This is a genomic window from Planococcus sp. APC 3906, from assembly GCF_030407685.1.
Lineage (GTDB): Bacteria > Bacillota > Bacilli > Bacillales_A > Planococcaceae > Planococcus > Planococcus koreensis.
Map to the genome: position 1 here is coordinate 75115 of NZ_JASDCW010000006.1, position 22011 is coordinate 97125.

The 22011-nt window shown below is 48.4% G+C and carries 22 protein-coding genes; 3 read left to right on the forward strand and 19 right to left on the reverse strand.

Going from position 1 to position 22011, the window contains the following annotated elements; translation table 11 throughout:
* Positions 1–5: 5 nt before the first annotated feature.
* From QMA09_RS05580 to QMA09_RS05600, 5 genes are all read right to left on the reverse strand, one after another.
* Positions 6–329, reverse strand: a complete 324-nt coding sequence (locus QMA09_RS05580) for an ArsR/SmtB family transcription factor (RefSeq protein ID WP_135502123.1) — start codon at positions 327–329, stop codon at positions 6–8.
* A 187-nt stretch (positions 330–516) separates the two neighbouring features.
* On the reverse strand, positions 517–954 hold the full coding sequence (locus tag QMA09_RS05585) for a hypothetical protein (protein WP_290212354.1): 438 nt from the start codon (positions 952–954) through the stop codon (positions 517–519).
* 140 nt (positions 955–1094) lie between these two features.
* Positions 1095–2114 carry a serine hydrolase domain-containing protein gene (locus QMA09_RS05590; RefSeq protein WP_290212355.1) on the reverse strand — a complete coding sequence of 340 codons (1020 nt, stop codon included), beginning with the start codon at positions 2112–2114 and terminating at the stop codon, positions 1095–1097.
* Positions 2115–2192: 78 nt separating this feature from the next.
* Positions 2193–4265 (reverse strand): copper-translocating P-type ATPase, encoded by a 2073-nt coding sequence (locus QMA09_RS05595; RefSeq protein ID WP_483313544.1) that lies wholly within the window; start codon positions 4263–4265, stop codon positions 2193–2195.
* Positions 4266–4455: 190 nt separating this feature from the next.
* A complete protein-coding gene (locus QMA09_RS05600) occupies positions 4456–5145 on the reverse strand; it encodes a Crp/Fnr family transcriptional regulator (protein WP_290212408.1) in 690 nt (229 codons plus the stop codon).
* Positions 5146–5372: 227 nt separating this feature from the next.
* On the opposite strand from QMA09_RS05600, the gene QMA09_RS05605 reads away from it, so the two are divergent.
* Positions 5373–5825, forward strand: coding sequence for a universal stress protein (locus QMA09_RS05605; protein WP_135502129.1), 453 nt, complete (start codon positions 5373–5375; stop codon positions 5823–5825).
* Between the two features lie 270 nt (positions 5826–6095).
* The gene (locus tag QMA09_RS05610) at positions 6096–7445 is read left to right on the forward strand and encodes a murein hydrolase activator EnvC family protein (protein ID WP_421958242.1); all 1350 of its coding nucleotides are present in this window, start codon (positions 6096–6098) and stop codon (positions 7443–7445) included.
* 796 nt (positions 7446–8241) lie between these two features.
* On the opposite strand, the gene panB is transcribed toward QMA09_RS05610, so the two are convergent.
* From panB to gnd, 13 genes are all read right to left on the reverse strand, one after another.
* Positions 8242–9075 (reverse strand): 3-methyl-2-oxobutanoate hydroxymethyltransferase, encoded by an 834-nt coding sequence (panB, locus tag QMA09_RS05615; RefSeq protein WP_290212356.1) that lies wholly within the window; start codon positions 9073–9075, stop codon positions 8242–8244.
* A gap of 220 nt (positions 9076–9295) precedes the next feature.
* Positions 9296–10078, reverse strand: coding sequence for an alpha/beta hydrolase (locus tag QMA09_RS05620; protein ID WP_290212357.1), 783 nt, complete (start codon positions 10076–10078; stop codon positions 9296–9298).
* A 1-nt stretch (position 10079) separates the two neighbouring features.
* Positions 10080–10637 carry a GNAT family N-acetyltransferase gene (locus tag QMA09_RS05625; RefSeq protein ID WP_241666133.1) on the reverse strand — a complete coding sequence of 186 codons (558 nt, stop codon included), beginning with the start codon at positions 10635–10637 and terminating at the stop codon, positions 10080–10082.
* 3 nt (positions 10638–10640) lie between these two features.
* Positions 10641–11339, reverse strand: a complete 699-nt coding sequence (locus tag QMA09_RS05630; RefSeq protein WP_290212358.1) for a Type 1 glutamine amidotransferase-like domain-containing protein — start codon at positions 11337–11339, stop codon at positions 10641–10643.
* A 1-nt stretch (position 11340) separates the two neighbouring features.
* The gene (locus QMA09_RS05635; RefSeq protein WP_135502137.1) at positions 11341–11883 is read right to left on the reverse strand and encodes a GNAT family N-acetyltransferase; all 543 of its coding nucleotides are present in this window, start codon (positions 11881–11883) and stop codon (positions 11341–11343) included.
* A 139-nt stretch (positions 11884–12022) separates the two neighbouring features.
* Positions 12023–12943 carry a DMT family transporter gene (locus QMA09_RS05640; protein WP_135502139.1) on the reverse strand — a complete coding sequence of 307 codons (921 nt, stop codon included), beginning with the start codon at positions 12941–12943 and terminating at the stop codon, positions 12023–12025.
* 130 nt (positions 12944–13073) lie between these two features.
* Positions 13074–13478, reverse strand: coding sequence for a GNAT family N-acetyltransferase (locus tag QMA09_RS05645; protein ID WP_135502141.1), 405 nt, complete (start codon positions 13476–13478; stop codon positions 13074–13076).
* A gap of 6 nt (positions 13479–13484) precedes the next feature.
* Complete coding sequence (locus QMA09_RS05650) at positions 13485–14099, reverse strand: Type 1 glutamine amidotransferase-like domain-containing protein (RefSeq protein ID WP_135502143.1); 615 nt, start codon at positions 14097–14099, stop codon at positions 13485–13487.
* A 20-nt stretch (positions 14100–14119) separates the two neighbouring features.
* Positions 14120–14440, reverse strand: a complete 321-nt coding sequence (locus QMA09_RS05655; protein ID WP_290212359.1) for a hypothetical protein — start codon at positions 14438–14440, stop codon at positions 14120–14122.
* 260 nt (positions 14441–14700) lie between these two features.
* Positions 14701–16107, reverse strand: coding sequence for a tetratricopeptide repeat-containing diguanylate cyclase (locus QMA09_RS05660; protein ID WP_290212360.1), 1407 nt, complete (start codon positions 16105–16107; stop codon positions 14701–14703).
* 200 nt (positions 16108–16307) lie between these two features.
* A complete protein-coding gene (gntK, locus tag QMA09_RS05665; RefSeq protein WP_290212361.1) occupies positions 16308–17852 on the reverse strand; it encodes a gluconokinase in 1545 nt (514 codons plus the stop codon).
* A gap of 454 nt (positions 17853–18306) precedes the next feature.
* A complete protein-coding gene (locus QMA09_RS05670; protein WP_290212362.1) occupies positions 18307–19647 on the reverse strand; it encodes a GntT/GntP/DsdX family permease in 1341 nt (446 codons plus the stop codon).
* A 40-nt stretch (positions 19648–19687) separates the two neighbouring features.
* The gene (gene gnd, locus QMA09_RS05675; RefSeq protein ID WP_135502208.1) at positions 19688–20572 is read right to left on the reverse strand and encodes a phosphogluconate dehydrogenase (NAD(+)-dependent, decarboxylating); all 885 of its coding nucleotides are present in this window, start codon (positions 20570–20572) and stop codon (positions 19688–19690) included.
* A gap of 128 nt (positions 20573–20700) precedes the next feature.
* Between gnd and QMA09_RS05680 the strand changes: the two genes are divergently transcribed.
* Positions 20701–21552: a MurR/RpiR family transcriptional regulator gene (locus QMA09_RS05680; RefSeq protein ID WP_290212363.1), complete on the forward strand. Its 852-nt coding sequence runs from the start codon at positions 20701–20703 to the stop codon at positions 21550–21552.
* A gap of 62 nt (positions 21553–21614) precedes the next feature.
* Here QMA09_RS05680 and QMA09_RS05685 read toward each other — a convergent pair whose 3' ends face one another.
* The gene (locus QMA09_RS05685) at positions 21615–21983 is read right to left on the reverse strand and encodes a winged helix-turn-helix transcriptional regulator (protein ID WP_183736480.1); all 369 of its coding nucleotides are present in this window, start codon (positions 21981–21983) and stop codon (positions 21615–21617) included.
* Between the last annotated feature and the right edge of the window lie 28 nt (positions 21984–22011).

Consider the following 22011-nt stretch of genomic DNA (forward strand, 5'->3'; position numbering starts at 1 on the left):
TTTTGCTAAATTTCTTCGTTGATGAATTTAGCAACTTTCGCCAATGTCTCTTCATTTCGTCTGTAATACGTCCATTGCCCGTAGCGCACTGCTTCCAGTAAACCTGCTTTTTGCATGAGCGACAAGTAATGGGAAACGGTCGATTGAGATAAATTCACCTTTTCTTGAATATCCCCTACACAAACGCCGCCCTTGATGCTTACCTCCTTCGGCAGATGCGCTTGCTGTGCCGGGAAATTCTTCTCCGGTTCTCTGAGCCACTTCAAAATATTAAGACGAGTTTCGTTTGACAATGCTTTGAAAACATCTAAAACATTTAAATTATCCATGCGCCTATCTTATATCGACTTTATTCGATATGTCAAAGGGAATGATTTTGTAAAAATCAATTGAACAGAGAAACCGGCCATCCTAATGTTGAAAGGATGGCCGGTTTCTTTGGTCTAAAGCTTGATTTGTATGCAATAATTCCATGAAACTTAAAATCATTTCCATGTATAGATAATTACCTTTCTTTTAAAAACGCTCGCCATCTCTTGCAGAGCCCGTATCCTTGAATCCAGCCAAAACCATATATCCCAAAACGACCCCCGCAATCGTCGGGACAGTCGTTCCACCCAGCAAAATAATATCCGGAATGCGAAGCCAACCTTCGCCTATTGGCAAGAAGGGTACGAATGTCATGAAAACAAGATAAAGTGCTGGCAATCCAACCGCAGCGAAAAGCGGCCAGTCAAATTTCCAAGCGTCTCTATTTTTCATTTGCAGGATGAATTTCGGCGTGCGGATCAGCAAGCCCATAACTACCGGAAACAATGCGATGTATGCTTGGCGCGGCAAGGGATTAAATGTCCTTTGTGCGGTTTCAGCTATTTGCTGCTGAAGCTGCATCCCCAAGTACAAAACAAATCCGATTGCCAGTGTCCAGATGAAATAATACAGAAACCGTTTCAAACCCGTCTCCCCCTTTGTCTTCTTGTTACTGAAAAGCTGCTAATACATTTGTATACGCAACAGGAAGACAAAGCGTTCCATTTATTTGGAAATAAATTTAATGCATAACGACACAAACAATTCATCAGCATGAGGTTATTTTAATTAATGATGCAAGCCATGATCGTATCTCCAAAAGTTCTTACGTCTTTTAGATAATCGTAACCTTCAGGCGACCCGAAACTGTTAAATGCTCTTACCGCTACCAGATTGTATTTAGGAACCACCAGCAAAGTCACGCCCGTATAGCCCAATATTTGAAATGATCCCTTTGGAACAGATGCCCCAATTTCCGACTTTACGGCGGGTGAATCTTTCACAAACCACAAGAAGCCATTTTGAGGAAGATCCGCATCAATCGTTTCCGGGCTTTGAAGAGAAGTCGCTAACGCAATGATTTCGCGCGGAGCAATCCTTTTTCCGTTTATGAGACCCTCGTTTAGGTGAAGCTCTCCCCACCTTGCGAGCTCTCTGGCAGATGCATACATATTTCTTTCATCGCCGCAAATGCTTGTTCCGTTGTACCAGCTCGGATCATCAGGATTCCGTATCACCTCAACCAGATTTTCGTTCATTTCTGCGTACCAACCAGTTTCGGTGAAATCCATCTTAGCGAAGGCTTGTTCGCGCAAAATTTCAGCAATAGTCTGTCCTGTGGCATTTTCGATAACCTTAGTTAGTGTATTGATCCCAATACCGCGGTAAGCCCAGCTTTCACCCGGCAAAAATTCTTTCTGGATTTCCGATCCGTTTTTCTTGAGGCCATGGGTGTGCGTTAAGAGGTGCCGAATCGTGACTCCCTTATAAATTTCAAGGTCTGCCGCTGGGTAATAATCTGTTGCTAAATCATCGATTGATTTTATAAATCCTTCGTAAACAGCATAAGCCGCTGCAAAACCGATGTAGTTTTTTCTGACGGAAGCAATATGGAACTGGCTCGCTGCGCCAATTTCTTTCGCATTTTCACCCGCTGAATGTGTTCCCCAATATTCTTCCACCGTGACCATGCCATTGTGCATGATCAAAAGCGCTGATCCGGTGCAGTCAACCAGCCTAGCCGTGTTTTTAACATGTTCTATTACTGGTGCAAATGATTGATCTTTCTCTCTAATAGTTCCCATAGCTCCTCTGATTCCCCCTGGACTTAATGAATTAAAAAAGTTCTTTATATAGAAACAGTTTACGTTGGCCAATCAACGTTAAGCCTTCAAAAGCTTGGCGTTGATCGCGACAATAACCGTGCTCAAACTCATAAAGACCGCCCCGATTGCCGGGCTGATGAGAATCCCCCACGGTGCGAGAACCCCTGCAGCCAAAGGAATCGCGACAATGTTATAGCCGGTGGCCCACCATAAATTCTGCACCAGTTTTCGATAGGTTTTTTTCGACAGGTCGATCAGTGCGACCACATCGTTCGGATTGCTTCTGACGAGTATTACATCGGCAGTCTCCATCGCAACGTCCGTACCCGCTCCGATGGCAATCCCCAGATCGGCTGTCGCGAGTGCCGGTGCATCGTTCACGCCGTCGCCAGTCATCGCCACTCTTCTGCCGCTGTCTTTGATGCGTTGAATTTGCTGGGCTTTGTCATTCGGCAGCACTTCCGCGTACACTTCGTCGATGCCTACCTGCTTCGCTACCCAGTCCGCCACTTTCCGGTTGTCGCCCGTCAGCATGATCGAATGGATCCCTTTTTCTTTTAATGCAGCCACTGCTTCCTTCGCCGTATCACGGACGATATCTGCCAGCGCCACCATTCCCGCGAGCTGTTCCTCCACAAGCACGAAAACCACAGTTTTTCCTTCTTCCGATAAGCGATTAAACTGCTCGCTATCATAATCAAGTCCATTGCTGTTCACGTAGCCGGGACTGACGACATTGACTTTCCGGCCATCCACCATGCCTTGGATCCCTTTGCCGGTAATCGATTCAAAGCCGCTTACTTTGCCGATTGACAGCCCTTTTGCTTTGGCTGAATTGACGATGCCTGTGGCAATCGGGTGTTCTGAGTTTTGTTCAATCGCTGCTGCGAGCTGCAAGACTTCCTCTTCGCCATAATCGCCGGCTGGCACAACGTCCATTACACCAAACTCTCCTAACGTCAGTGTTCCGGTTTTATCAAATACGACGGCATCCAAATTCCGCGCCCCTTCGAAATCCGCCCGATTGCGGATCAAGAGCCCTTTTTTCGCAGAAATCGATGTCGAAACCGCAACAACCAGTGGCGCGGCCAACCCTAACGCATGAGGACAAGCAATGACCATGACGGTCACCATCCGTTCAATTGCGGTGTCGAACGCATACCCGAGCGCAAGCCATGCGGACAGCGTCACAAAGCCCGCCCCCAATGCCAGGTAAAACAGCCATTTAGCGGCGCGATTCGTTAAATCCTGTGTTCTAGATTGGGATTCCTGTGCTTCTTTCACCATCTGAATCACTTGCGCCAAATAAGAATCTTCCCCAGTCTTTTCCACTTCGATGACCAGCGAACCTTCTTTATTGACCGAGCCGCCGATGACTTCTTCTTCCGCCGCTTTATTAACTGGAACAGATTCTCCCGTCAGCATCGATTCATCGACCGTTGATTTTCCTTCTATAATGATTCCGTCGACCGGCACCTTTTCACCCGGTTTTACGAGCACCCGGTCGTGGGCGCGGATTTCGGCTGTGGGCACATCGTGGACTTGGCCGTGTTCATCGAACCGATGCGCCTCACTCGGCATCAGTTTGACCAGTTGCTCCAAGGCATTGGACGCGCCCATAATCGAACGCATTTCAATCCAATGCCCCAAGAGCATGATGACGACTAAAGTCGCGAGCTCCCAGAACAGCTGGTTGCCGTCCCACCCAAAAACCACAACGGTGCTGTAGCTATAGGCAATCGTGATGGCCAAAGCGATCAAAGTCATCATGCCCGGGTTCTTTTCCTTCAGTTCATTGATTCCGCCGATCAAGAATGGCCAGCCGCCGTAAAAAAAGACCACTGTTGATAATGCGAATAAAATATAGAGATCGTTGTCAAAGCGCCAGTCGACTCCCATAAAATGCTGGATCATGGGGGATAAAGCCAAAATCGGGATGGTAAGAATCAGCGAAATATAAAAGCGCTTCTTGAAGTCTTCCACCATGTCGCCGTGTCCTTGGTGAGCATGATGCCCGTTATTGCCATGTTCTGACTGCGCTTTTTCGGGGTGGCTGGCAGGTTCGCTGTGTGGCTGCATTGCCGGAACGTCGTGCTGTTCAGGATGATGATGTTCTCCATGCTTTGCCATTCGGTTTCACCTCTTGGAAAGTTTTTTAAGAGCGGTTTCAGGGCTTTCTTTTTTTCATTTTAATATGAAACTGTCGAGAAAATATCGAGAAAATTCCGTTTATTCCAGAAATGCCATGTCGTTTGCCTCATAAAAAACGCCCCCGGTCTATCGTCGTCTGCACAACAATAAGCCGGGAGCTCTACTTCTCTCAATCAATCTTGCAAAATGAAATTGGGCAATTCTCGCAATTGATCTCGTGTTTTAAAAATGCGATGTCGTGGATCAGTATTTTTCCTTCCACCAAAGAGACTTTCTGCTTTTTCTTCAAGTCATTGAGCATGCGGTTGACCACTTCCCGGGTCATGCCGCAGAAATTCGCCAGCTCCTGATTCGTCAACACCATATCGATAAGGACACCCTCAGCTTTTGGCACGCCATAGCTATTGCTGAGCCTGATGAGCGTAGAATACAGCGCTCCTTTTTTGCCGTGCAGCATCAAATCGCGGAATTTGGTCTGCGTTTTCTGTTGATCGAGGCCCATCCACCGCATAAAGGCGGCAGCCAGTTTGACATTTTCCAAAAGCGCTTCTTCCAGGTCTTCAATAGCAATTTTCATGCAGACGACATCTTCCAGCGCTTTCGCATCCAGCATATAAATGGAACGGTCCGAAAATACCGTCACTTCCCCGACCAATTGGTCTGGTCCGCAAATGCGCAGCGTCAGCTCACGGCCATTCGGCGTCACTTTGCCAATCTGGACTTTCCCTGCCTGCATAATATAGACGCCCTTGATGGCATCGCCTTCTTGAAAAAGATAGGTTCCTTTATTGTATTCCTTGATGCTATGGCGAATCGTTCGAAGCTCCGCCAATTCAGTCGCCAAGCTGCCTTCCATCATTTGTTCTTCCAAAAAAACACGCCCCCTTGTCGGCCGGCCTTTTCCCTAATCTATTACTGCAATCATAACATAATTACCCATTTTTTCCGAACTGAATTTTCTGACAGCATTTTCTTTTTGAAGATGTGTTTCACCTCGCCACATTCTCCAAAAAACTTTGGCCAATAAGCAGGAACTGTAACGCTGTTTATAGAAGATTAGTTAAGACAGAGAAGGAGGAATTCATTATGACATTGAAATACCATGAAATTCTCGTAGCTATTGACGGCTCAAAAGCCGCGGAACTGGCTTTTAAAAAATCGGTGGCAATTGCAGCCAGAAACAACGCTTCGTTGAACTTGGTCAGCATCATTGACACATCGTTCGGCTCACTTGAAGCATATGGCCGCGAGTTCGCTGATAAAGCTACAGCATCCGCGCAGGAACTGCTGGAACAATATAAAAAAGAGGCTGAAATCGGCGGCGTCCACAACGTTAATATCATTGTAGAATTGGGCAATGCCAAAGCGAAAATTCCTGGAGAACTTGCCAAACGGTTGAATGCGGATCTGATTGTCTGCGGCGCAACCGGTTTAAGTTCCGCGGAACGCATCTTCCTCGGCAGCGTGTCGGAGCGAATTGTGCGCACTGCAAAAGTGGATGTTTTAGTTGTTAGATCCGAAGATACAATTTCAGAATAATAGTTGAATAATTAGAAAACTCCTTCTCTGTTATTTTCGAGAAGGAGTTTTTTTGATTGTTACAAAAATAATATAGCTTCCCCTATTACCCTTGTCATACTTTCCTAAACCATTTGATACGCAATTGTAATAAAAAATTAGTGTTTATGGTGGTACAATACTTTTGCCGGCTTTTTTAGAGCGGTTTTCATCACTGATTTTTACTTTTTCAATATAGATGATTACTCTTTGACACATAGACATAAGGAAATGAGAGAGGGGAAACAAGAAGTGAATTTATTATCTAAACTTACTGCCGGCGCGATTGCCGCAGTGTTGGCTCTATCAATTTTCATTCCTGCAGCTAATGCAGATTCATTGGGAGAGCTAAAAAGCAAGCAACAAGAGGTGCAGCAAAAACAGAGCGAATTGAATTCTGGAATCCGTGAAAAAGCAAACGAAATCGCGGAAAACGAAACGAAACTTGAAACGATTATGAGAAAAATTATGGAATTGGACAAAAAAGTTCAAGAAACTGAAGCGAAAATCGCCGATGTCCAAGCTCAAATCGATCAAACTAAAGCTGAAATCGATGCATTGCAGGCTTCTATCGTGGAATTACAGCGCAAAATCGATGAGCGTACTGAATTATTGCAAGAACGTGCCCGCGCTATTCAGATGAGCGGCGGATCTGTAGATTACATAGATGTATTGCTTGGCGCAAACAGCTTTGTTGATTTTATTGACCGTTTTTCAGCAGTAAATACGTTAATCGAAGCTGACCGCGAAATCATGCGTGAACAAGCAGCTGATAAAAAATTGCTTGCTGAACAAAAAGCGCAAGTCGAAACGAAATTGGCTGAGCAGGAACAGCGCAAAGCTGAACTTGTCGAGTTGAAAGCTTCACTGGACGGCCAGAAAAAAGAGCAGGCCCAGCTTGAAGCGGACCTGAAAGCAGAACAAGCACGATTGGCTAAAGAGAAAGCTTCTTTGGAATCAGAGCACGATAAGCAAATGACAATCGGTGCAGGACTTGCATCTAAAATTGAAAAAGAGCAAGCCCGCCTTGCTAAATTAGCAAGAGAAGCTGAGTTGAAGCGTCAGCGCGAAGAAGCGGCTGCACGTAAAGCACAGGCTGCAGCAGCAGCAAAAGCAGCGGCTTCGGCAGCAGCTTCAGCGAAAAGCTCAACACCAGCCGTTTCATACGCATCGGCACCAGCACCTAAAGTCGGCAGCGCAAACTTCATCAAACCGGCTGCTGGCAGATTCACATCAGGATACGGTGGACGTGACATCGGCGCAGGTGCTGAATCCCACTTGGGACTTGATATCGCAAACGTGACTGGCACACCAATCGTTGCAGCAGCTGGCGGTTATGTATCATTCGCCGGCAACATGGGCGGCTACGGCAATGTAGTTATCCTGACGCACTCGATCAACGGACGTTCATACGCAACAGCGTATGCACACATGAACTCTGTAGGCGTATCTGCAGGGCAAGCTGTTTCACAAGGCCAGTTCATCGGCGCAATGGGAAGCACAGGACGCTCGACCGGTCCTCACCTTCACTTTGAAATCCACATCGGATCTTGGAACGGTGCACGCTCAAATGCAGTAAACCCATCACCATATATCCAGTAAATTTAGTAAAGTCTGTCCCGTTGCGGGGCAGGCTTTTTTTGTTGTCTTAGCATCCTTTTTTGTTAACAGGCGCTAAAAGTTTTTGTAAAGGCGTTCACTCGAAGTTAACACGCATTCGCTGAAAAACAGCTTGCATTCGCCCATCGTTAACATGAACTGTTTGGAATTTAACCGGCATTAGCATAACAGCATCAAGCCACAAACCAAACTCAAAAGCATATTATGAAAAGCCCTTTGCCAAAGCAAAGGGCTCAGGTAGTAGACAAATAAATATTTATTTTATTTAAAAAATAAAAAGTCATTTCATCTTAGGTATACCGGATTCTGCACTCCATGCGGACGCTTTCCGCGGACGAAGCGCTGAGCCTCCTCGTCGCAAGCTCCTGCGGGGTCTCATCACTCCGTTCTTCCGCAGGAGTCGCCGCATTGCGCTCCGAATCCTTGAGAGATGGCTTACGAAAAGTGAATTCTTTGGTTACTCTCTCTAATATGAGCCACCTGCTAACAACCGGTCTGGCCACGAAGACTCCTGTGGGACAGCGAAGGCTGAAGACCCCGCAGGAACGTCAGTGACGAGGAGGCTGAAGCTGAGCCCACGGAAAGCGAAGTGGCCAAATCGGTTGGAGTATACACAGTTATTCATGTTGATTAGATTTTGTCTACAAGTCTGAGCCCTTTGCCAAAGCAAAGGGCTCCTCAATCGAAAAAACGCATTCCACAGCGGCGGAATGCGTTCATGCGCAGTATCAAAAAATTTCTCTGGATTATGCAACAGCCCCGCATTTACTCCCGGCTTTTATTTGCCGCCGTATAATTGTTGCAGTTCGTCTTCTTTCATCGTGAAGCGATGTTCTTCGGCCGGGAATGCCCCAGCTTTGACTTCCGCAACATAGGCGCTCAAGCCATTCTTCATCATTTCCCCGGTTTCCGCGTATGAACGGACGAATTTCGGCAAATGATGGGAACCGTATTTCAAGGTGTCGTGGTAAACCAGCACTTGGCCGTCGGTATCCGCGCCAGCGCCGATGCCGATGACTGGGATCGATACGGCTGCAGTGACTTCGCGGGCCAGTTGGTATGGAATGCATTCGAGGACGAGCATGCAGGCTCCGGATGCTTCGCATGCTTTCGCGTCTTCAATCAGTTTTTGAGCAGCATGCGCAGTCTTGCCCTGCACTTTAAAGCCGCCCAGAACACCAGCCGTCTGCGGCAATAAACCCAGATGCGCCACAACTGGGATGCCGGTGCGCGTCAGCAGGCGCATGACATCGACCACTTCATCCGCTCCTTCAAGCTTCAGCGCTTCCGCTCCGGTTTCCTGGAAGATGCGGATGGCGTTCTGCAGCGTCTGGTGAAGATCACCGTGGAACGAGCCGAATGGCATGTCGACTACCAGGAATGTGTCGCGTGCGCCTCGGCGTGCCGCTTTGCCGTGGTGGATCATGTCGGCGATCGTCACGTTGACCGTCGAATCGTAGCCGAGCACGACCATGCCCAGCGAGTCGCCGACTAGGATGACATCGACTCCGGCTTCTTCTGCAAGTTTGGCCGACGGATAATCGTACGCCGTCAACATGGCGATTTTCTCGTCCTCTTTTTTCATTTTCAATAATGATGCTGTGTTCTTCATTTACTTTTCTCTCCTTTCGGGGAGAAAACCGATTAAAAGCCCTCCTGTGCAAAAAATGGACAGGAGGGCAGGAATTGAGCAGTTGGTTTTCTCCGTCCCTGTCGTTTGAAGATCAAGGCGAACTTATTTTTTTATGGTCTTCCAGGCAAAGCCGGTGCAGTTCGATTAGGATACTGCCCTTATTTCCACTATAGCAGAAAGAGGAAAGGAGTGGGAACCTTCAGATTTCAGGCATCGCAATTCTCCCCAGATGCGAAAATAATTCTTCACGCCTTTTCTTGAAATGGTCGTAATGGTGTTCGCCGCCTTCAATTTCCTTGAAACGGAGGTGCGGCAATTTTTTCTTTATAATGGCAAAGAAAGAGCGGCTATTTTCAAGAAACGCTTTCTGTATATGCGGCGACGGGCCTTCAGCCGTGCCGCAATCCATATAAAAACTGGCGATCGCCGATAAATCAGCTGCAGCAGCCAAGTTTTCGATTTCCTCCCGGTTGGCGTAAAATGCAGAAGAAAAGATGACCACGTTCCTGAAGGTCCGCGGATAGCGCAACGCGGTATACACGGTGATCAATCCACCCAGTGAAATGCCGGCAAGCGTTGCCGAATCCGGAAGCGTCCGGTATGTCCGGTCGATATACGGCTTTAAGGCATGAACCAAAAACTCCGAATAGCCGTGCCCTTTGCCGCCAAACGATACATGTTCATCTTCGAGCATTTTTTTGCTGTATTCGCCGTTTGGCCACGGACAATATTCATTGCGCCGCTCTTCGCTATTCTGTTCAACTGCCACTACGATGACGCCAAGCCCGCTCTTTTGAAGATACTCTTCCAGCTCGAGTGACTGGCCATCATTTGCTTCATCGGCCGCGAACACATTTTTACCGTCCTGCATATAAACGACCGGATAACGCTGGTTCGTCTCGTAATACCCCTCTGGAACATACACCCGAATAGCCCGGCCCCTATCAAGACCAGGTATATGGAGTTGAAAAACTTCTATCATATCAGCCCTTCTTTCCACCATCTTCCGCCACATCAAGCGAATACACAAAAACTTCCTTGCCGCCCATGGATACGGCTTTCTCAAAACCCATGCCGATCGATTCCGCCACTTTTCGGGAAGCCTTATTTTCCGGCTGGATCAACGACACAAAGCGTTTTCTTCCCAACCGCTCGATGCCGTAATCGCGGATTGACGCAGCCGCTTCCTTGGCATAGCCCAAACCCCAGTATTGCGGGGCGATCCAATAGCCGATTTCGAGCTCTTCGGCTCCATCTACCGTCTGCTGGACCAAACCGGCATGGCCGACCGGTTTTCCATCTTCGAGCCGCACCAGCAGCCGCAAACCGGTTTCCGGCGCTTCTTTGTATGACCGGTAAATCCAATAGAGGAATTCGTAAGCTTGGCTGCGGCTGCGGGTTTCACCGTCGCCGATAAAGCGCACTACCTGCGGATCGCCTAGAAGCGAGCAAAGAAATTCGAAATCCTCGTCCCGGTATATGCGAAATTCCAACCGCTCGCTCTGCAGCAACTTGCCAGGTGATTCTACTCTGCTCTTCACGGGTCAACCCTCCCCTAGAAATTCCACCGGCAATACCGTTTCTTTTAATTTTCCGTCGTATTCCACCCGGTAAGCTTTGGCAGCGGGCCTTGAGCTGACGGCACGCACAAAATCCGAGCCGATGTAATGGAGCGCTACCCCGTCATCTGCTGCCATCCCGCCTTTGACCGCGCCGGACTCCACCAATTGCTGATAGGCCGGACGCCGCTCTTCCTCCCCGTCATAATGCGGGCAATTGCTGCCTGCCAGAAAACCGAGCGGCTGGATCGGTTCCAGCTTATCGCCGTACGAATCCGTCACGCCGTCTTCGAACCAGCAAAGCGACCCGGCACTGATTCCCGAAAGGACGACCCCTTGCTCCCACGCTTTGCGGAGAATCGCATCCAGCCCCCATTCTTTCCAAAGCACCAGCAGGTTTTTGGTGTTGCCGCCGCCGACATAGATGATGTCTTTATCCAGCACGAACGCTTCCAAATCCCTGGCCGGCGGCTTGAACAGCGACAGATGGGATGGCACGCACCTTTGATTGCTGAAAAAATCATAGAACTTGCTGATGGCTGTATCCGAATCGCCGCTGGCCGTCGGGATAAAGCAAATTTTCGGCTCTTCTTTTGGCGATTGCGCCAATATGTAATGATCGAGCAACGGATTTTCCGGTTCCATCAAGAACCCTCCGCCGCCCATTGCAATAATCTGTTTCATCTTACACCTTCCATTCTGTTTTCAATAAAGAAAGCATGAAGCTGTCGTGCGGACGTCCGCCTTGATGCAAATAAGCGCGCAGCAGCCCTTCTTTCTGAAACCCGATTTTTTGCAGCATCCCAAGAGAAACCTCATTTTCTGGAAAGACAACTGCACCCATCCGAAATATCCCCAGCTCATTGAACGAATGGTCCAATACTGCATGGACCGCCTCTTTCGCAATGCCTTTCCGCCAATGGTCGGGATGCAGCTCGTAGCCGATTTCCGCTCTTCCCACGCGCTTGTTCCAGTTATGGATGCCGATGGTGCCGACAAGTTCACCGCTTTCTTTCAAGATGATTCCCCAGCGAGCCGCCATGCCGCTTTCGAATCCTTTGCTAAATGACTGAATCATTGCGGCTGCCTGCTCGGGATCCGTAAATTTATCGGTGCCGTAATACTGCATCACATCGTCGCGCGACAAAATCTGATAAATGTTTTCTTTGTGCTGCTGGCCGATCTCAGCAAGCTCAAGCCGTTCGGTTTCCAAAGCTGTAAATCCCATGCTGCCTCCTCCTTTTCTTCTCCTATTCCATTTCGCCATGGAGGCCCGGCACTCCTTCCCTTTCATTGCAAAACGATCATTGAGCTCAGAAATTGCAAAATAAAACACTATAAAAATACCGCTCCCTTGGGGGAACGGTTTAATGCTGGCTTTTAGATGACCTAATCTTCATGCGCCACAGCTCTTCCGCCGCCCCTGACCCCAATAACACCCCGAAAACGATGACGACAAAGCCGATCAAATGGTAGCCTGTTATGGTTTCTCCGAGGAATGCAGCGGAACCGAGAAGCGCAAAAAACGTGTTCAAATTAATGAAGATAGCCGCTTTCGAAGGCCCTACTTTCCCCAGGACATGGTTATACAGCATATGCCCGATCGCTGTTGCAATTATTCCGGAACCGAAGAGCATCAGCCAAAACGTGGTGTCCATGTCTGCGAACGCACGCCATTCACCAGGTTCCGTCACCAAACTGATCAGGAAAATCCCCACGGAGCCGATGATGAACATATACGCCGTCAACAAGCGCGGGTCCAGCGTTTTTGATGCTTTGCTGATGACCATGAAGCTCATCACTTGGGCTACCATGGCGAGCAATATGTATAAATCTCCGGCAGAGGCCGTACTTGCTTGCGCATTGCCCGCTAATACAGTGGCAGCGACGCCGATAAATCCAAGGATGAATCCGAGCCATTGCCATTTTGTCGGCGTCAGCCGCAGCAATACCAAACTCAAGACAGCCGTCATGATCGGGCTGGAGCCAATGATCAAGCCCGAGTTCGTTCCACTCGTCAGTGAAATTCCTATGGAAATCAGGTAGTGATGGATAACGACATTGAGCAGCGCCCCCACTGCGATAAACGGCCATTCCTCTTTCGTCGGCTTTCGGACAAGCCTGAAAACCGCCAGAATTGCGAAGACCATCACCCCTGCAAGGAAGATGCGCAGCGATGTCATCGTCACCGGCCCCATCTGCGCCGTCAGGTATTTCATGACCGGCACATTCATCCCCCAGGCGAACATCACTGCCACCAGGATTATATATAATTTAAAATGGCTCATATCTATTCCCCATCCATGTTCCTCCAACTTCGCTTTTTCTGAATTATACCCCCTTTTCAGGCAGAATAAAAACGGATCGGAAAGAGAGATTCCCCCTTTCCGTCCGCCAATTGGGCTTGCATGGACATTATTATTCATTGAACGTTTTGCGGAAGCCGTAGAACGGGCGGTAGCCATGCGCTTCGTAATAGCTTTGGGACGTGCTGCTCGCCAGCATTTCCATACGCGTCTCCGGGTACAGGGCATGGACATGCGCTAATAATGCTTTGCCAATGCCCTCGCCGCGCCGATTTTCAGCAATCAGCAATTCACAAATATACAGCGTGATGAATTGGTCTGTCATGCCGCGCATGCAGCCGATAATTTCCCCTTGCTGTTCCGCAACGAACGCCACATTCGAATGCAGCCATGCGGCTTTAACCACATCTGGCTTCGATGCAAGGTTTGTCCATCCTTCTGATTCATTCAGCCGTTGGATGGCCGGAAAGTCGCTGTCTTTATAAACACGGATCAAGATCTTTTCAGTTGTCTCCACAAAAAATCACCTTTCTATCAACAGGACATCGCTGTCTGTCAGCCGTTCTACCTGCAGATTATGTGCCGCTTCGAATTCAGCAATCCGCTGTTCCACCGTTTTACCGGTACTGTCGGGGAATTTATCTTCCCGGCCGTAATGCGGGAAAATCGGCTTTGGAAAAATGCCCAATCCTTTTAAGTCTTTTAAGTTCACGGTATTCATCGAGGGTGTAAAGCAATTGACGATTTCGATATGGGGACCGAAAATCATGGCGCCGGCGCTGACTCCTATGAAAACGGTATCGCGCTCCATCAGCTCTTCGATGACCGTCTCCGCCCCACTTTCCTTCAACTCGCGCAGCAAGCGGAACGGATTGCCTCCACATATGTAAAACACATCGTATGCCAATAAATTCCGGGCGTCTTCAAATTCGACGTCCAGAAAATCCACCGTCATAAGCCCCATCTCCAGAAAATCCTCTTTTGTTTTCACGGCGAATGGGTTTTTTTCCTTTTTCGAAGAAGCGGTTGTGATAATTGCTGCTTTTAGAACAGAAATCCGGCCGTCAATAAGCTGCAGAAAATCATCTTTTACCGATTTTGTAAAAAAACCTTTAGAAGTTAAAAAGATATGCGCCATCTGCGTCAGCCTTTCCCCGATTAATGTATTTCTGCTTCCGTGAGTGATTCATCAAGCTCTGTTGGCCGCTTCGGCTTGGCTGCGAAAAGCTGCAGTCCCATACTGGCGAGCGCCAGCAAAATCCCGGCTCCGAATAAGATACTGCCAAAAACAACAAAAACAAGCGTATTTGTTTCCATGATCAATTGATAAGTTTCTCCGTCTCCTATGCTGTCATACTGGCGATTCAACCATCCACTCGCGCGCGCCTGGCCAAAAGCCGTACTGGATAAACTCAGAGTGATGCCGGATACGACTAATACTACTGCTGTCCACCACATTGCATACAAACGCCCATCCATTTCCTCTTCTCCTCTCGATAAAACTGATGCCCGCTGAAATGAAAAAGGCAGAAAAATCCTCTCAAAAAGCCGGCATCAAAGCCGGCTCTGTTCTTTCACACATCCACACATGCCTGTATCCTGCGTATCGCGCTCAACTCTCTTCATATTAGCAGAAGCTCTCTCTAAATTAAATATGTTTTCTGATAAATTGAAGAGAAAGAAAACATCACGCTGAATTAAAGACGTGATGTGCTGGTGCAAGAGGCGATATTTGGCCTTTACGCAAGGACGATTTGATTTTTCCCATTCTGCTTTGCTTTATACAGGCAAGTATCCGCCATGTGGAATAGCTCTTTAAAACTCTTGACTTTGCCGTTCAAATTATCGGAAATGCCGATGCTGATAGTCAGTGGCCTAGTCGCCGCTCCGCCCTCAAATTCAATAGCGGCCAACGCCTGCTGGAGCTGCATCGCCTTTTTCTCGCCGATTTCCAGCGAACCTCCCTGGATCAAGATGACGAATTCATCGCCGCCATAGCGGCCGACCAAATCTTCTTCCCGGAACACTTTCGAACAGGCTTGGCTGACCAATTTGATTGCCTCATCTCCGAATAGATGGCCATTGCTGTCATTGATGGATTTGAAGTCGTCAATGTCAAAAGCAAGGCACAATATTTTTTCATGTGTCACGGCCGCCTGCTTGAGCCATTTATTGGTCGTTATTTCTATGTAGCTGCGGTTATACAATCCTGTCAGGTAATCCGTATTCGCTTTTCGTTCGTACTCGACGATATTGTGCTTGATATCAAGCTTTAACGCGGCAAGTGCCAACTCGCTGTGATGGATTTCGTTGAGCAATTGGATATATTGCTTCTGAACGGCGTAGCCCAATTGGATATCTTCCATCAACTCGCATAAACGGCATCGTTCTTTTTCGATGCTTTGCAATAATTGCATGTCCTTGTAGCTTTCTGCCAAGTCTTTGGCGGAAGTATATGCCGCAAAAGCTTCTTTATAACGCTTCTGCTCAGCATACCAAGCGCCCTGGATACTGTAGCATTGCGATTTTTCCGGCATAAAATCATCAAGCATCGGGTCATTCAACAATTCATCGAGCGCTTTGCCCGATTCCTCGAAGTTTTCCAAACCAATTTGGGCTTTGATTACGTTCATCTTAATCCTCATCAACCGAATCGGCTTTAATGCACCGCTCTGTTCAGCATAATCCAGTGCCTTGACAGCAGCCTCCAATGCTTCGGCAAAACGCTGTTCCATCAAGTACACATGGCTCATATTGCCATACGCCACGCTGATGAGCTTATGCTTCTGTAATTGTTGGCCTGTCCGGATGGTTTTGCGCAAAGTTTCCTTTGCTCGCCGGTAGTCTTTCGTGTATTCATATAAGAGAAACAGCACATGATATAAATTTAAATGATCCGACTCGTCTCCTTGGTCTTCGCATACTTCCCTATAGGACTCAATGCATCTAAAGGCTTCCTCGATATCGCCAATAAAATAATACGATGCGGCAATATTCAAGTAGGCCGCCAGTATGGCTTTCGAATCGCTGCTCCTCTTTGCCTGTTCCAGTAGAATATAGCCTTTTTCAATGGTTTCACGGTATTTCCCTTCAGCCCTTTTGTCGGATACTTCCCGTTTTAAGAGCTCTAAGCTGCTATTCGACATAGCCCACACTTCCTATCTAAATTAAAAAAGAGTAGTTATTTTTATCTATTTGACTTTTCTTTAGTTTACCCTGAAAAGACATTTTATTAAAGTAGTTTATTGAAGTTTATTGGAAAAATTATTCCAGATTCCAATTAAAAAAAGCCCGCAGCCAGAAAAAGGCTGCGGGCTTTATGGCATAAAATTCAGGTTAAAGGCTATCAGTGTATGTGCTTGCGCTGGAAATCCGAGATGCTTTCGTATTCGTCTTTCAACAGCCGCGACAAGCGGATGTAAATGGGCAGAAGTTCACGATAAATTGCAGACGCTTCCGGGTCCGGAGAATGGGTATGCGTTTCCCCGATCATGTCAGACACGATACTGAAGTCTTCGATTTCACCGATTGCATACATGCCCAGCACAATCGCCCCAAGACAAGAGCTTTCAAAGCTTTCCGGGATGATGACAGGCTTGTCGAAAACATCTGCCATCAGCTGACGCCACATTTCAGAGCGTGCAAAGCCGCCCGATGCCTGGATGCGCACCGGCTCTCCCGTCAATTCTTCAACAGCGAGCAGGACCGTATAAAGATTGAAGACGATGCCTTCAAGCACGGCGCGGATCATATGCTGTTTCTTGTGGTGAATGCTCAATCCGAAAAATGAGCCGCGGGCATTGGCATCCCAGAGAGGAGCTCGCTCCCCTGTCAGGTATGGCAGGAACAACAAGCCATCAGCACCTGTATTGACGTTGGAAGCGATATTCGTCAGAACGTCGTATGGATCGATGCCAAGGCGTTTTGCCGTTTCCGTTTCAGAAGTGGCGAATTCATCCCGCAGCCAGCGCAGGACGATGCCGCCGTTATTGACCGGTCCGCCAACGACCCAATGATCTTCTGTCAGGACGTAGCAGAACGTCCGCCCTTTCGGATCCGTTTTCGGCACCGGTGAAACTGTGCGGATGGCGCCGCTCGTACCGATTGTCACTGCGATGACACCTGGGTCAATGGCATTGACGCCGAGATTCGACAACACGCCGTCGCTTGCGCCGATGACGAAAGGTACATCTTGCCGGATGCCCATGAACGCTGCGTATTCTGCAGACAATCCCGTCTGCAGATGCGTTGTCGGCACGGGGCGGGAAAGTTTTTCCGCAGTGATGCCCGCAACGCCGAGCGCCCCTTCATCCCAATCGAGATTCTGCAAATTGAACAAGCCAGTCGCAGAAGCGAGGGAATGGTCGATGACGTACTCGCCGAACAGTTTATGGAAGACGTATTCTTTGATGCCGATGAACTTCTCGGCTGCTTCAAAGATGGCTGGCTCGTCTTCTTTTAACCAAACAAGCTTGGCCAGAGGCGACATGGCGTGGATTGGCGTCCCTGTGCGCAAGTAAATTTCGTGGCCGTCCATTTCTTCTTTGATTTTTTTGGCATGCTGCGCGCTTCTGGTATCTGCCCAGGTAATGCTTTGCGTCAGCAATTCACCGTTCTTGCCGATGGCGATCAGGCTATGCATCGCTGCACTGAACGATACCAGTGCCAGCGACTTGGCGGGAATCGCACTTTTGCGCAGCGTCTCCCGCACAGATGCCAGTACCGCGCGGAAAATTTCTTCCGGGTCCTGCTCGGCGATCAGCTGGTTCGGTGTGTGGAGCGGGTACAGGACCGTCTCGCATTCCACGACTGTGCCTTTTTTATCGAACAGCACAGCTTTCGTTGATGTTGTTCCAATATCTACACCCAAATAATACGATTGATCAGGCATGCTAGCCCTCCTTTAGATACAAGAAAAAGAAAAAGGAGTTGGTCCTTTTTCTTTCCTTTTTTCTTTTCAGGTTGTTGAGATGTTCAACTTTTCATTTCGTTCCAGGCGGACGCTTTCCGCGGGGCGAGCGCCGAGCCGCTTCGTCGCTGCGCTCCTGCAGGGTCTCGCCTGTCTCGCTTATCCCGCAGGAGTCGCCGCCTTGCACTTCATTCAAAGAGATTTCCTAAACATACAGTCACTTCTTTTACCGAAGAACCAAAAAGACACACTGTCTAAGGTTTCTTTTGGTTCTCAAGGTATGGAGCAAAACAGCTCCGACTCCCCAGGGAGCAGTGAAGCGATGGAGTGACGAAACCCTCTCGGGCACTCGCCCGCGGCAAGCATAGCTGTTTTGCGGAATATCGGCATCACAACTATTTTACCATTTAAGTGTAATTTAGCTTTCCCCGTTTTATTAGATAAAGAAGCTGATGATCAAGACTACGATGAAACCTGTGAGGCCGATGATGGTTTCCATGACCGTCCAGGATCTTAAGGTGTCTTTGACGTCCATGCCGAAGTATCGGTTAACCAGCCAGAAGCCGGAGTCGTTGACGTGTGACAGGACGGTTGCGCCTGAAGCGATAGCGATAACGATCAGGCCAAGGGCGGGCCCTGTCATGCCGACCAATTCGAGGAGCGGCGTGATCAGGCCGGCAGCGGTTACCATGGCAACAGTCGCGGAACCTTGTGCGACGCGGACAGCTGTCGCGATAAGGAATGCCAGTACGATCGGCGGCAATGCCGAGTCGCCCATCATGTCGCCCAATACTTCACCGACGCCAGAGTCGATCAACACTTGCTTGAAGACACCGCCGGCGCCTGTTACAAGGATGATGATGCCGGCAGGTTCAAGCGCTTTTGTTGCAATATCCTGTACTTCTTGGCGCGAGTAGCCGCGTTTTGTGCCGAGCAAGTAGAATGTCAGCAATGTCGCAATTGTCAACGCAACGAACGGATGTCCAAGGAAGACGAAGATGTCACGTGCTATATTGCCTTCTTCAAGCAGCACCGATGAAACGGTATTCAATAAAATCAATACAAGCGGGATAAGGATCAGCGATGTGATCATGCCAAAGCTCGGAAGATCCTTGTCGTATTCGCGTTCTTCAATTTCCATATAATCCGGAATTTCAAGGTGGATCTTTTTGCCGATGTAGCGGCCGAATACAGGTCCTGCCAAGATCATGGCTGGAATCCCTGCAATTGTACCAAATAAGATGACCCATCCGAGTTCAGCATTTACCAGCTGAGCGACCGCAATCGGCCCTGGTGTCGGCGGGATGAAACTATGGGTTACGGCAAGACCTGCTAAAAGCGGAATCCCGTAATGCAAAAGCGATTTGCCTGTTTTACGTGCTAAACCGTAGACGATTGGCACCAAAATGATGAAACCGACATCGAAGAATACCGGAATAGCTACGATAAAGCCGGTGATGCCAAGCGCCCATTGCGCTTTGTCTTCGCCGAATTTATTGATCATCGTCGCAGCCAAACGTTCTGCCCCGCCCGATACTTCAAGCATTTTTCCAAACATCGCGCCGAGTCCGACGACGACCGCGACAAAGCCTAATGTGCCGCCCATTCCGTTTTGAATCGAAGTGATAACTTCACCCAGCGGCATGCCCGCGGCGATACCAACCAGTAAACTGACGAGCAAAAGTGCGACGAACGCATGCAATTTCGTGCGGATTACCAAAAACAATAATAGAAAAATACCGGCAAGCGCCACCATGATCAATGTTGAACCTGACATTTCGTTTCCCCCTTAATATACATTCCAGAATAATTTCATGTTATTTCTTTTCGACCGCGTGCCCGCCGAATTCATTGCGCAACGCGGCTACGACTTTTCCTGTGAATGTGTCGTCTTCAAGCGAACGGTAGCGCATCATCAATGACAACGTGATAACCGGTGCCGGAACGTTCAGGTCAAGCGCCGTTTCCACTGTCCATTTGCCTTCGCCGGATGAATTCATCACGCCGCGGATGCCTTCCAATTTCTCGTCTTTCGAGAAAGCATTTTGCGTAAGCCCCATGAGGTAAGAGCGGATGATGGAACCGTTGTTCCAGACGCCCGCCACTTTTTCGTAGTCAAAGTCGAATTTGCTTTTGTTGAGGATTTCGAATCCTTCCGCAATCGACTGCATCATGCCGTACTCGATGCCGTTGTGGACCATTTTCAAGAAATGTCCGCTTCCCGCTTCACCTGTGTACAGATAGCCATCTTCCACTGAAATGCCTTGGAATAACGGTTCGATGTCTTTGAACTTCTCAGCGTCGCCGCCGATCATCGAACAGATGCCGTTGCGTGCGCCTTCCGTGCCACCGCTTGTGCCGCAGTCGAATAAGAAGATGCCCTTTGCTTTCAATTCTTCCGCCCGGCGCACACTGTCTTTATAATTCGAGTTGCCGCCGTCAATAATCGAATCGCCGGTTTCCAACAATCCAGCCACTTCCGACATGACCGATTCCGTAATTTCTCCAGCCGGCACCATCAGCCAAACTGTGCGGGGCGCCGAAAGCTCGCTAACCAGTTCTTTAATTGATGAAACCTTCGTGAAACCGCTTTCTTCAATTACCGCATGGCTGTCATAGCCGACGACTTCATGGCCGTGGTCCGCTAGGTTCAATGCAAGATTCAAGCCCATTTTACCAAGTCCGATAACTCCGATTTGCATCATACAACCTCCTGTTTGAAAAAAGAATATTTTTCCGTAATAAGTTTATTGTATCAAATATTTTTCCGTACACAACATGTTATTCTATAATTAAGAGAAATATCTGACACAGAAATGAGGGGCGCTTGATGAAAGAGCAGCAATTTGCGCTGGCAGCTATCCGGGGAAGCTACCAGCGATTCAGTGATAAAGAGAAGAAAATCGCCGATTATGTGTTGAACGACCCCAAAAACATCATTCACCTGACAATTAATCAGATTGCGGATGAACTCGGTCTGGCGGAATCGACCATTTTCCGTTTCTGCCAGCGCATCGGCTTTAAAGGCTTCCAGGCTTTCAAGATTTCACTTGCCGCCGAAGTTGTTGCACCGTTGAAAGATATCCATGAACAGATTGAAGAAGGCGACAGCGTGCGCAGCGTCACCGAAAAGGTATTCCGCTCCAATATCAACACGCTCGAAGAAACGCTGCAGATTGTTGATGCCGCAGCTATGGAACGCGCCGTACAGGCCATTATGAAAGCCCGCAAAACTGAGTTTTTCGGCAGCGGCGGCTCTGCCATGATTGCCATGGACGGCTACCACAAATTCATCCGCCTCGGGCTGCTTGTATCGATGAATTTGGATTCCCATATGCAGCTGATGGCGGCTTCGCAATTGCAAAAAGGCGATGTCGCGATCGTCATTTCGCATTCCGGCTCTACGACCGATGTGCTTGATATTCTGCGTGTGCTGAAAGAAAAAGACGTCACAATCATCTGTGTGACGAATTTCGCAAAATCACCTCTTTCAAAGGATGCCGATATCGCCCTTTATACCATTTCGGAGGAAACCGACTTCCGTTCAGAAGCGCTTTCTTCCCGCATCGCGCAGCTCAGCTTGATCGATGCCCTTTATACGAACTTGATGATCGCCCGCGGAGACGAAGGCAAAAGTGCATTGCAGGATATGCGCGAAGCGATGTCGCAGAAACGCTTATAAGAAAAAGAGCCAGCTCCCCAAATTATGGGGTGCTGGCTCTTTTTCCGTATTTTATATGGTGCTTATTTCAAATGATCGTTCAGGACGCCTTCTTCTAAAACCTCGAATTTATCGCCGTAAACTTTTTCGATATGCATCTCGCCCCAATTGCACAATGAATCCAAGATTCCCTGCAGGCTCCAGCCATACTCGCTCAGTTCGTATTCGACTTTCGGCGGTACTTGGTTATAGACGATGCGGTTGATGACTCCATCCGTTTCCAATTCGCGCAATTGCTGCGTCAGCATTTTTTGCGTGATGTTCGGCATCAGCCGGCGCAATTCGCTCGTCCGTTTCGTGCCATGCGTCAAATGGCAGAGAATCACCGTTTTCCACTTGCCTCCGATCACTTCCAACGTCGCTTCCACTGAGATATTGTACTTCTTCGCCATATCAATCTGTCCTTTCATAGGCACTAAA